Source organism: Paenibacillus sp. LC231 (assembly GCF_001860525.1).
Lineage (GTDB): Bacteria > Bacillota > Bacilli > Paenibacillales > Paenibacillaceae > Paenibacillus_AQ.
In genome coordinates, this window is the sequence record NZ_JFOM01000006.1 from 84,172 (window position 1) to 95,533 (window position 11,362).

Sequence of the window (11,362 nt, forward strand, 5' to 3'; positions counted from 1 at the left end):
TGTTAATTTCTCCTAACAACAATAAAGGCTTCACTCCTCAAGCAGCTGCTTAAGTCGTGAAGCCTATAGGCAATCCAATCTTAATGATGTGCTTCAGGCATTTGGGTAAACAGCAGGTTTACTGGCAAATTGCTTCCTGGCGCAGCCGTCAGCATGATTTCAACCTTTTGTTCGTAATCGCCTGTACGATAGAGAACCGCTTGCTCGCCAGGAGCTACCTGTCCAAGGGAATAGATCGGTACAATCGTTCCATTCACCATGGCATATCCCGAGTACTTACCGCCCCGCGGGTTAAACGAGATCAGAGTATCCGGCGCTACGCGATCCAATGTTATTTTATACAGGACACCAAAGTTACCCGTGTTGTGCGTAATGTCCCCAACCATAGGGTCCATACCTTCCAGGTTAGGGTCATCCTGATTGTCTCCAAGTACGAGACGCTCGGAATTAGCACCTACCAGTTCGGAATAACGGATGACTCGTGTTGAATCCGGATAGGTTCCGCGGTTATGAACCCCATCGCGATTCAGGATGGGCAGCGTGCTTAAAACCTTCAATGGATCGGATTTCTCATCAATCATCACGACATCGAACTGAATCGGCAGGTCACTGTACATATCCGAGTATAGGGAAATGACATGTCCTTGCTTCATTCTCACATCGCTCAGTTCCGTCATAACCAGTTTCTGTTCGCCTGGTGCAAGCGTCACTGAAGTCCGCTTCGAATCGTCCTGCATGGATTGGAAGTAGTTCAGCACAGACTTCTTGCCTGCCGCCGTAGCGATCGGCGACGGACCTGCAAATCCCAAGTAATCTTGTCTAAGCGTTACCGGGGTGCTGTTCTTGTTCGTTGCAATAACGTACATTTTCACATTTTTATTCAAATTATTCACATGGTGAATCATAAAGCGCATATCGCCAACCGCCGTCTCTTGGTACACAATACCTTCGCTGTTGACGGTTTCCGGACTGTTACTGCGAATCAACGTGCTTGGCTCGTCGTAAAAATCGTAATTAATCTTCGGACGCGAAGTCACATTGCCGAGGAACGTGAATTTTTCCCCTTCCGGGATAAAGAGCATATTGAAATCCTCTTCTTGATATAAGGTCTCGTTCGTCACGTTAATCGTCGTCTCGTAGGTGGAGCTAAGTCCCTTCTTGTCCGTGGCCGTTAACTTGATCGTATAAACGCCCGGTGTGAAGAAAGCATACTGTTTATTCTCCCACTTATACGTCAGATCCTCTGGCTTGTCCTGATCATCTGTGGTTTGATTCGTATAGGTAATCAACTCACCCATTTTATACTCGGACTTATCAGTCTCGAACATGGCAACAGGCGGAAGATTCGGCTGAATGACCGTAATCGTTTGGCTATAAGGCTCGCTCCACGCCCCTGTAGAATCCTGAACCGAGTAAGTGACTATGTATTCGCCTGGTGCATCGAAGATATCCTGTTTGCCTTCCCAGCGTTCATTGATGATTTCACCTTGTACATTCTCCAGCTGCGGTGTATAGGTCACCGTAGTTTGTCCTGCATAAATATCCTTAGGCCCCACCGTAAACTTGGCTACCGGCTTGGTTTCCAGATTCATGATGACACGTTTGCCTACATTATCCACTTTATATTGAATATCAAGCGCTTGGGTTATAGCTGTCAACGGAACCATGAAGGTGCTTTTCGTCTGGTAGGATGTACCTTTCATCTCTTTGGTTACGCCATTCACGGTATACTTGCTGCTGTCTGTTTTGAAGCGAAGCTCATTGGTTCCTTTGGTAATAACGGTTTCTTTGGTCTTCTTATCGTAAGTGACCTTGAAGCCTACACGGTCCACAAGGGCACGAATGGGAACATAGGATACTCCCTTTTTGACTTGCATCGGCTGCGGTGCATTGTAGGTAATGCCGTCTTGTACCATTTTTGTACTATTAAAATATAGAATAAGTTCTTTACCCGTCACGGTTTGCTGGTTATTCTGGTTGCCCTGCTCTCCCGATGTTGTTGCCGGATCTTGCACTTCGCCGGTTTCCTCTACAGGTACTTCGGTTGTTCCTGTTTCATTCGGTTCTTGAGACACTTCTGTCTCTGTCGTAGTAGTTGTTTCCGTTGTTTCTGTTGTCTCTGTTGCTTCTTGAGCAGCGAATGTACCCCCGGATGTTACCGCTTTGGTTGCCGCAGCGTTTTGCTCGTACACTTCTTGGGTGACTGACTGTTGTGGTTTGTCTGCGGTATTTGCATCCGCGCTCGCCGGATAAGCTGCCGCTAATTGGGCAACAGCCAATACGGTTAGCAATGATCGTTTCTTCAGTTTCATTCCATAACTCCTTCTAATCCTTTTTTGATATTTATTTAGGTCATACTATTAGACGCAAATTTTGGTAAAAAAGTTTCTCTGATCTGTTAATAATATTTACGATAAAATAGATTATTGTAAAACCAATGAAAAATCCCGCAACAGCACGATGACTATAGCGGGATTATGATGTTGCATATTATTTCAGGATAGGTGCTCCTGCAAATTCGTAGCCGCGATTATCTTTTTCCCGCTCCGATCATATTTCCATAGATGAACGCCTGTATCGCCTGTCGGGATATGAATATCCGTATGGTAAGGAAGATTCAAGAAACTTCGGAATAACATCGTGATCATCCCGCCGTGGGAGACAATACAAACCCTTTTCAAATCAGGCTCGCTATGAATTGTAGTAAACAGCTTGGATATGAATTGTTCGGCTCTTGCTCTGAACTGCACTTCAGATTCTCCGCCTTCGATCGCATCGTGCCGTTTTCTTCCTCCATCGGGCAGGGGATATTTAAGTAAAGCCTCTTCTCTTAGCATACCGGCGATGACCCCATTATTTTGCTCCATTAAATCATCATCATAGGTAACGGGGACTTTTGTTGTTTCAGCTATGGCTGCCGCGGTCTGCTTGGCCCGGTTTAACGTACTGGAGAAAATGGCATCCAAAGTATATTCACGATGAATCCACTCTGCCAGGAGCCGTGCCTGCTGCTGGCCAAGATCCGTCAGTGCAAAGTCAGCCCGTCCTTCACACCGATTCATAATATCCGCTTCCGATTGTCCATGTCTGACGACCAGAATTTCAACCATGACGCATCCCCCTGTTCTCCTTTAGTCTCTATAACTTATTACCAATCGCGATCCATCGCCCGTCCACATCCTCAAACACGAACTCATGATTGTTATAATCCGTTGTCGATAAAGCCCTGACAATCTTCACGCCCAAATCGATAAGTTCTTGCTGGATTTCCCGTTGTCCGTAAGTAATAAAATAAGCATCGTACCCATATCCGTAACGGATTCGATTCGGAACAACCTCAATCTCCGTCTTCGTTAATACAATCTCAACAGAGTCCTTGTAGAGGCATACATGCGGTTCTGCTGCATCAAAATAGTTCACGGCACGGAACCCGATTCGCTCATAAAACTCGCTGGTTTTCTCGAAGTTAGAGGTCGGGAAAATCTGCAAACAATGCGAAAACCCTTTATTCATCGTTCTTTCTCCTGTACAAGCTTATTTATGATCCTTCTCTTTACCAACAGGATCTTGACTTGTTTCCCCATCCAATAAATGAATACTTTATGATCTTTGGTAACCGAATAAGTAAACACTTCTTCATCCAGTCGATTGCGTTTATCCACATTGCCCATTTTTACTACCTCCTGAGGATAGTAATTCTATTGCTTATTCTTAATTTCCCGTATATCTTTGATCATCATATCGAGTCTCTCAATGATTCTCTCGTCATTGTCCAGTTTCTTTTTGAGTCTAACCTCAATCACAATGAGTTCAATAATAAGCAACACGATAAGAACACCGATCATCATAGCCCGCTCCTTTCTGAACCTGATACCTTCACCATGTTATGCATGAAGCTCAAGTCATCCGATCTTCCTTCATCCTCTCGGTAATCGAGCCGTTCCAAACAGATGAAGGATAGCCAGGTAGAATGGGTACAACGCCAAAACAGCGATGGCCATGAGTCCTGTTACAGGATTCGGTTTGTCTGCCGGATGGGTGATCGGAAACCATGCAGCCACAATATAGGTCAATATCATGAAATAGGGGATCCACAAAATTAGCGAAAAGAAAGACGCTTTACGGCCACCCAACCAATACCTGATCAGCTTCGGAAATCCGAAACCCGATAAAAGCAGGCCAACAAAGAAGAAAACCAAGATCACAAGATTCACGTGATCCAGCCCCCACCCTGTCACTCGACTGAGTCGGTAAACGTTGGCCATGAGCTCAATCCCGACAAAAGGGAACCAGGCATACAAAAAACTCGATATATTTAATCGAATGACGAAGCTCATGTTTCACTCTCCTGAAACTTATATAGCTGAAGCCGATGATTAGCAGAACGATTTATTAAACCAGCTCTTTAATCAGATACAGGTTCAGATCGTCATCCGCACATACCATGTCACCGGGCACCACAGATTCGTTGTTGTACATAATTCCGTTGCCGTCCGGAATATAGCCGCGCCGGACATATATTCTTTGAGCCGCACCGTAGTCCCTGTACAATCCAACCCCGATACCGATGCGTGGCATTTTTTTGCGGACGATGTTCTCGAATTCTTCCATGATGCTGTTAGCTATGCCGTTTCTCCGGTACTCCGGGAACACATTCAGATCATTGATTTCCGGAATGCTCTGCTCTTGAAAATAGGGATAACTCGATTCGTATTTCAAGTGGGAAACACCGGCCAGCTCCTCATGAACAAAAGCCAACAAGGTGACACGCTTGCCGATTTGGTTCTCATATTCGCATAAATCGTAATACTCATCCGGGCGCATTATATTTTGCTGCTGAAACGCTTCCTTCCAGATGCTTTTAAGCTCCGTGTTATCTAACACCTTTAATGTAACGTTCATTGGTTTACCTCGCTGTTATGTATTTTGTTGGTAGGATTCAGCCATGAGACAAGATGTTATGTTGGATTTCTTTCAACATTTTAGCGTGCGACTTGCTTCAATATCCGCTGGACAAAGTCGGATTTGCCTTCCGTATAAACTTTCCGATCATTACGAAAAGTTATGGCTAGTTCTTTCTTTAATGAGGCGTATTCTTTGACAAGCTCCGGGTTATTGATGAGAGCATCCCGAAAAGTAATATGCCTGTATAGTTCTTGGCTGTCCCGATGGCAGACATATAAATGCTGGGTCATTCTCAAACTAATCTCCTCGCTGTAGGGAACATACTCATCTTTCCTATCAAAAGCTTCCCTGCCCTCGACCCCTAAATCCCCCTGATGGCTATAGCCAAGGGTTTCTAATTTCGCAATGACCGCCGGAAGCGATTTCATGGATTCGATCACAACATCGATATCCAATATTGGCTTCGCGGCAAGCTTTGGTACGGAGGTGCTTCCCACATGCTCGATACTCAGCGCATCAGCACCAAGAGTAAGTGCCAATATGGATTGAATCTCCTGAAACATTTTCGGCCATTCGGGATTATATTCCTCGATGATGACGGGTTTAGGTGTCATTTATGCGGCTCCTCCAGCAGATTATATCATGTAAAAATCCATGATTATGTTTCATCTAAAATCTCGTATGCCTGCCTCAAACGCCTCAGCGTCTTGATGAATAACTCCATGCAGCGCCTCTTGCAAGGCAAACGTGCTTCTATAAAAATGAACGCGCTCCGCGATGGGGTCCCCATTCGGATACATGGCGATACACTTTTCGAAAAACTCTTGACCATACCCCGCTAGGATTCCCGCTAAATCATATGCCGGGTCTCCAATCCCTGAACCCCCAAAATCAATGATGCCCGTCATTCGACCTTTCTCCGGACTCCAAAGTATGTTGGACGTGCCAAAATCACCGTGAATGCAGGTTGGACGAATGTCACGATTCGCAGGGTTGTTCAGAAATCTTGTAAAGTTGCTTGAGATATCCTCTTGTGCATCGGGCCTGATGAAACGAAACAACTGGTCTTGAATTTGTGTGTACAATCCGGACATCTCTTCGTGGACATTTGCAACATTTCTATCGTCAGCGATCCATTCATTGATCTCCGCAGTATGAAGCTGAACGAGAAATTCGACCATCTGTTCTGCTACCCTATCCTCGATGTCCGAATTCCTGTGTAAAAGCAGATCTTCTGACCATAACGGCTGACCCTCGATTAACGGATAGCCCATGAACATTTTACCCACCTGCAGATCGTCAAATGAAACATACATCGGATTCGGTATAGGCAGTGTTACCTTGCTCTTGATCCTATTCAGTAATTGAGTCTCTCTGATCATCGCTTGGAGACTTTCTGCGTACTTAGGAAATCTGAAGACCAGCGTCTGATTCACAATCAACACATCGTTGTTCTGACCCATGCTGTTCATTTCAACGTCTTGAATATGTAGGTGCGGATAAACCTCTTGTATGCGCCGGGTATATGAAGATGACGGGTTCATGCATAAACTCCTTCTACTTGCGAATGTCGTTAACCTCTATTTTAATGCTTTTCCTTAACCTGGTAAATCATGACGGAGCAAAATTGGCGATTTCGCTGGAAAATTCCTGCATGACAAGCTACAAAATATCAGAAAGTCGTTGCAAATTTCTGACAGGTAATTCTCATTAATTGAAAGGGCCAGGACATGTGTCCTGGCCGCTCTTTCCTGATGATAACGAATGCTATATAACGGTTTCACGAAAAGGATATCCGATCTCGCCTATTCTTTCATTCGTTCTGCCCGAATAATCCTACGGATCGACTGCTCCGTTAAATAATATCGTTCTGACAATGTACGGATGGAGTCGCCATGCAAATAACTTTTGAGAATGCTCCGATTCCGAATATCCAGATCCTTCTTGACCCCGGTTTGTTCACCCCAGGACTTCCGGTTCTCCGACTTTCTCGGAATATAAATATAACTTCCATCAATATATTGTTGAATGGTTTTGACTACATGTTCAGGTAAAATATCAAGTGCTTTCTCGTATTTCATTTCCCTGCTCCTATCTACATAGAATCGTGTAAATAGCGAGCAAAGCCGGCACATGAAATATTGCAGTTCTAATTCATGTTGAAGAAGGCTCCGAACAAATTATCTGCCCGATATTTCCGTGCGGCTTTGCCCGGAGCCTGATTTAACGACTTGAACGGTTGTGCTTCTAACGTGAGCCATCATGATTTTCACCTCGCCAGATTGGATATTTCAAAGTTTACACGGTTCTACTTGTTATTCTAACAAATTCAATTTCCTTTGCACCAGTTTCGAACAACATAATGACGGATAAACGATCTACACTTCCGTTAGAGTCAGTTAAAAAAGTCGCTTTGGTTTTAATATCAAACACCGTAACATGGAGTTCAAACTGATTCGCATTTTGATGTGTGAGGGGAAACAGCATCGAATTAAATCCTGCACGAAGCCCTCCATCAACAAGTTCCACGACCATTTCTCCATACCCTGCATGAACGTACGTCCCCGCTAAATCCAACAAAGATGCGGATAATGGAACAATGGGTTGTTTCTCGCCTGGAGCTGCCTCATTGTTTGTGGTGGGCTCGCTCGCAACGGTGGCTTCCTTCTTTTGTCCCAACGCTAGCCCACTCCAGTCCTTGACCTCACCGCCTAGCAATGAATCGAAGATATAATTGGATATAAAGACAGGAAGCGGAGTACCGTTGAGATTCGACAAGACCACGACGCCAATCTTCTCCGCAGGAATAAAGGCAACATGTGCGGTGAATCCGTCAATATTGCCTCCGTGACTCACCATCCGTAAGCCACGATAAGGTTCGATCAGCCAACCCAGACCGTAGCTTCCCATATGTGTATTATTTTCATTGACCTCGGTCATCTCACAAACCATATGAGGCGTGTGCAGCGTATCCAGCATTTCGTTAGATACGAGACGCTGACCGTCGTGCATTCCATGATTTATTTGAAACCGCACCCAATTCGCCATATCTTTGATATTGGAATTGATGGACCCAGCCGGGCCAATGGTATCTATATTACGAAACGGAATGACACGAGCCTGATCTTCAATTTGTATATAGGGCATTGCATAATCATGATGGAGCTGTGTCTTATCCACAGAGAATTGACTGGATGTCATGTTCAGTGGCCTGAATATCCGCTTCTGAACAACCTCTTCCCAAGATGAACGACTCACATGCCCGACAACATAACCCGCTACCATATACATGATATTTTGATACTGCCACTTCGTCCTGAAATCTACATTCGGCTCTAAGTATCGCAAGCGTTCAATGATTTCTTCTCTGGTCAGTGAAGCGTTGTACCACATGAGATCATGCCTCGGCAAACCCGAACGATGGCATAACATATCCCTCAGCGTAATCCGCTCCGTTGCAAAAGGATCAAACATTTTGAAATCAGGAAGGTACTCTTTCACAGGTGTATCCAATTTCAAGATCTTTTCATCCGCAAGGATTCCGGCTGCCAGTGCAGTAAAAGCTTTGGTGGAGGAACCGATCGCAAACAGTGTCTCACTCGTCACAGGCAAGCTTTTATCGATATTTCGATACCCGTAACCCTCCATCATGACGATCTCCTGATTTTTGACCACCGCTACGGACAACCCAGGAACCTTCCAAGCCTTCATTTGCTCCTCGATATAGGCATGGATGCCCGTCAACGATTCCATTGTCATTAAAACCTCTCCCATATGATCCCCTTTCCTTCACATCTACAATTTTATGAGGCCAAACATATGAATCGACAACCTATACATTTATACCTCATTCGACACTCTAACGCAGGATTCCTTGCATACACGCACTCACTGTTCTCAAGTGAACAGGTCCTTGTTCCCCTTTTTAACCATCAATCCGGATAAGACACACTCCGCATGGTATACTTTTCCCATAATCCCGTTATGGAGGAGCTAGTTTCCGTGGGACCGATTGATGAATATGAGACAACTGAAAAAGGACCTGATTCAGGTCCTTTTGTCATGTGCTCGTAGCTTCCCTCAATTTCTCATTCAACAATTGAAAAGCTTGCTGAATGCTTTCTCTCGGCGTCTTGCTGTACCGTTCCCCGATGTGGACTTCCGTATAACATTGACTTTCCCCTGCTTCGTTTAGATAACTGATCAATCCGACGCCCGTCGCGCGGTAAACCTCAATAAGAATGGGTTCAAGCTGTTCTTTGCCCCATTCAAAATGCACATGAAACATATTCGATACGGGCACGGCAGGCTTCGTATTCACGCCCTCGCACTGATTAAACAGCGCTGCGAGCTCTTTAGCTTCCTCGTAATACCGGCCCATATTACCTATTCTTTCCTTGTAATAATAACTTGAACTGATGATATACGGGTAAAGACTGACCAGATCCCCGCCATGACGCCGTTTCCATACTTTGGACTTCTCCACAAAGTCGGTGCCGCCAGCCAGAATGGCGCCGGCAATCCCGCCTATACCTTTATAGAAGGACACATATACACTGTCAAATAGAGCACAGATTTCGGCCGCCGTTTTTTGATAATACGGAGTGATCTCGAACAATCTTGCCCCGTCCAGATGCAGCTTTATGCCTTGAGAACGACAATACGCCGATATGGCCTCCAGCTCTTCGTATTCGGGCAGCTGCCCTCCGATTTCACGCTGCGGCAGCTCCAGCAGCAAACATGCAATGTCACGATTCAGACTCTGCACGTCTTCAAGCGTAATCAAACGCTCTTTATCGGCTAGGAGAATCGGTTCGATATGATGCAGCTCCTTAAGCCCGTCCTCTTCGTGAATCTCCAGATGGCAGAGGGGATGATAAGCCACTTGTTTCAGCCCAGCATCATCGCACCAGATCCGCAAAGCAATCTGCTGCGCCATGGTTCCGCTCGGAAAAAAGACAGCCGATTCCTTGCCCAGAACGTCTGCCATGCGTGCCTGAAACTCCTCAATGATGGCGCCTTTGCCGTATGTATCCCCCATTTGCGACCCATCCACATCCCGAAATGCCTCCAGCAGCACCTCGAGATTCCTGCGGCTATGTCCAATCAATGGATAGGCTGTTTCGCTATAAGCTTCGCTAATCGATTTACGTTGTTCTCCCATGTCGCATATCACTCCTTCTCTTCAACCGAAAATAAGAACTAATCATCACACGTAAAATTTAATTTCCTCACTTATCAAGCATACTAGATAAATGAACAAGTGAAAAATCATATTCGCTTTCGCAATACTTTCGGAAAAACTTGACAAAAATAAACCAAAGGATTACATTGTATATGAGCATATGTTCATATTATAAATAACACAAATGGTTCCATGATTATTGATTCATTCCACAGATGGATTCGAAGGGAGTTTTCGATTATGCATCATCATAACCACCATCATGGGCATGACCACAGCCACCATGATCATGCCCGCTCAGGAAACAAAAAAGGACTTGCCATTGCCCTCATCATCACACTTGGCATCATGATTCTAGAGTTTATAGGGGGCTTGCTGACCAACAGTCTGGCTCTGTTATCCGATTCCGGGCATATGTTAAGTGATGCCAGCGCTTTGCTGCTCAGTCTGGTCGCATTATGGTTTGCCACAAAACCCTCATCGCCGAATAAAACCTATGGCTTTTACCGTTTTGAAATATTGGCAGCACTACTAAATGGCGTCGCCTTGTTTGTCATCGCCGGCTTTATCGTATGGGAAGCGATTCAGCGCTTTGACGACCCGCCAACCGTCGCCAGCGGAAGCATGATGCTCATTGCAGCCATCGGCTTGTTGGCTAACCTTCTCAGTGCCTGGTTCTTAATGCGAACGGGAGATGTAAAGAACAATGTGAATCTCCGCAGCGCATACCTCCACGTTATCGGCGATGCGCTCGGCTCGGTAGGAGCCATCATCGCCGGGATCGTGATGATGGCCTTCGGATGGTACATTGCGGATCCTATCATATCCATCCTTGTGTCGATCTTGATCCTGAAGAGCGCCTGGAGAATCATACAGAATACCGTTCATATTCTGATGGAGGGAGCACCGGCAGCGATAAACCCTGATGAGGTAAAGAAATCCCTGCTGTCTATACCTGGGGTCACCGGCATCCACGATCTTCATATTTGGACGATTACGTCCAATTTCGATTCCTTAAGCTGTCATCTCGTCGCCGAGGACGAAGCGAACAGTTATGAGATTCTGCAACAAGCGATCGATCTTCTGGACAGCCGATTCCACATCGAGCATTCAACGATCCAGATTGAGAACTCCACTATCACGCATCGTGATAATAAAGTCTAATCTCTTCTTTGCGGTAGTCCTTTAGTTCATGAAAAGGGGAAAAAAAGCTGCCGAGGTTTACACTTTTTACAAGCTCGGTTGACCTCCATAATGTGAGTATCAAGACAT

At 45.3% G+C, this 11,362-nt stretch carries 12 protein-coding genes; 1 reads left to right on the forward strand and 11 read right to left on the reverse strand.

The features are described 5' to 3' along the window. Positions 1-80 precede the first annotated feature (80 nt). From AK95_RS03315 to AK95_RS03360, 11 genes are all read right to left on the reverse strand, one after another. The gene (locus tag AK95_RS03315) at positions 81-2,312 is read right to left on the reverse strand and encodes a stalk domain-containing protein (protein WP_071218501.1); all 2,232 of its coding nucleotides are present in this window, start codon (positions 2,310-2,312) and stop codon (positions 81-83) included. 183 nt (positions 2,313-2,495) lie between these two features. After that, on the reverse strand, positions 2,496-3,110 hold the full coding sequence (locus AK95_RS03320) for a histidine phosphatase family protein (protein ID WP_071218502.1): 615 nt from the start codon (positions 3,108-3,110) through the stop codon (positions 2,496-2,498). Between the two features lie 28 nt (positions 3,111-3,138). Then, positions 3,139-3,513: a VOC family protein gene (locus AK95_RS03325; protein WP_071218503.1), complete on the reverse strand. Its 375-nt coding sequence runs from the start codon at positions 3,511-3,513 to the stop codon at positions 3,139-3,141. Further along, positions 3,510-3,671, reverse strand: coding sequence for a hypothetical protein (locus AK95_RS34015; RefSeq protein ID WP_162487516.1), 162 nt, complete (start codon positions 3,669-3,671; stop codon positions 3,510-3,512). Before AK95_RS34015 ends, AK95_RS03325 begins: the two co-directional genes overlap by 4 nt. Before the next feature lie 246 nt (positions 3,672-3,917). Continuing rightward, entirely contained in the window at positions 3,918-4,337 is a 420-nt protein-coding gene (locus tag AK95_RS03330) for a hypothetical protein (protein WP_071218504.1), read from the reverse strand. Positions 4,338-4,392: 55 nt separating this feature from the next. After that, positions 4,393-4,902, reverse strand: coding sequence for a GNAT family N-acetyltransferase (locus AK95_RS03335; protein ID WP_071218505.1), 510 nt, complete (start codon positions 4,900-4,902; stop codon positions 4,393-4,395). Between the two features lie 80 nt (positions 4,903-4,982). After that, positions 4,983-5,519: a GrpB family protein gene (locus tag AK95_RS03340; RefSeq protein ID WP_071218506.1), complete on the reverse strand. Its 537-nt coding sequence runs from the start codon at positions 5,517-5,519 to the stop codon at positions 4,983-4,985. A 51-nt stretch (positions 5,520-5,570) separates the two neighbouring features. After that, positions 5,571-6,449 (reverse strand): phosphotransferase family protein, encoded by an 879-nt coding sequence (locus AK95_RS03345; protein ID WP_071218507.1) that lies wholly within the window; start codon positions 6,447-6,449, stop codon positions 5,571-5,573. 261 nt (positions 6,450-6,710) lie between these two features. Then, positions 6,711-6,986: a CD3324 family protein gene (locus tag AK95_RS03350; protein ID WP_071218508.1), complete on the reverse strand. Its 276-nt coding sequence runs from the start codon at positions 6,984-6,986 to the stop codon at positions 6,711-6,713. Between the two features lie 217 nt (positions 6,987-7,203). Then, complete coding sequence (locus AK95_RS03355) at positions 7,204-8,664, reverse strand: serine hydrolase (RefSeq protein ID WP_235612976.1); 1,461 nt, start codon at positions 8,662-8,664, stop codon at positions 7,204-7,206. Positions 8,665-8,965: 301 nt separating this feature from the next. Further along, positions 8,966-10,069: a threonine aldolase family protein gene (locus AK95_RS03360; RefSeq protein WP_071218510.1), complete on the reverse strand. Its 1,104-nt coding sequence runs from the start codon at positions 10,067-10,069 to the stop codon at positions 8,966-8,968. A gap of 261 nt (positions 10,070-10,330) precedes the next feature. On the opposite strand from AK95_RS03360, the gene AK95_RS03365 reads away from it, so the two are divergent. Continuing rightward, complete coding sequence (locus AK95_RS03365; RefSeq protein WP_071218511.1) at positions 10,331-11,254, forward strand: cation diffusion facilitator family transporter; 924 nt, start codon at positions 10,331-10,333, stop codon at positions 11,252-11,254. Positions 11,255-11,362 lie beyond the last annotated feature (108 nt).

Coding starts and splice junctions, on each gene's coding strand:
- AK95_RS03340 (WP_071218506.1), bottom strand. CDS start 5,519: ATGACACCTAAACCCGTCATCATCGAGGAATATAATCCCGAATGGCCG.
- AK95_RS03335 (WP_071218505.1), bottom strand. CDS start 4,902: ATGAACGTTACATTAAAGGTGTTAGATAACACGGAGCTTAAAAGCATC.
- AK95_RS03320 (WP_071218502.1), bottom strand. CDS start 3,110: ATGGTTGAAATTCTGGTCGTCAGACATGGACAATCGGAAGCGGATATT.
- AK95_RS03330 (WP_071218504.1), bottom strand. CDS start 4,337: ATGAGCTTCGTCATTCGATTAAATATATCGAGTTTTTTGTATGCCTGG.
- AK95_RS03315 (WP_071218501.1), bottom strand. CDS start 2,312: ATGAAACTGAAGAAACGATCATTGCTAACCGTATTGGCTGTTGCCCAA.
- AK95_RS03355 (WP_235612976.1), bottom strand. CDS start 8,664: ATGACAATGGAATCGTTGACGGGCATCCATGCCTATATCGAGGAGCAA.
- AK95_RS03325 (WP_071218503.1), bottom strand. CDS start 3,513: ATGAATAAAGGGTTTTCGCATTGTTTGCAGATTTTCCCGACCTCTAAC.
- AK95_RS34015 (WP_162487516.1), bottom strand. CDS start 3,671: ATGGGCAATGTGGATAAACGCAATCGACTGGATGAAGAAGTGTTTACT.
- AK95_RS03345 (WP_071218507.1), bottom strand. CDS start 6,449: ATGAACCCGTCATCTTCATATACCCGGCGCATACAAGAGGTTTATCCG.
- AK95_RS03360 (WP_071218510.1), bottom strand. CDS start 10,069: ATGGGAGAACAACGTAAATCGATTAGCGAAGCTTATAGCGAAACAGCC.
- AK95_RS03365 (WP_071218511.1), top strand. CDS start 10,331: ATGCATCATCATAACCACCATCATGGGCATGACCACAGCCACCATGAT.
- AK95_RS03350 (WP_071218508.1), bottom strand. CDS start 6,986: ATGAAATACGAGAAAGCACTTGATATTTTACCTGAACATGTAGTCAAA.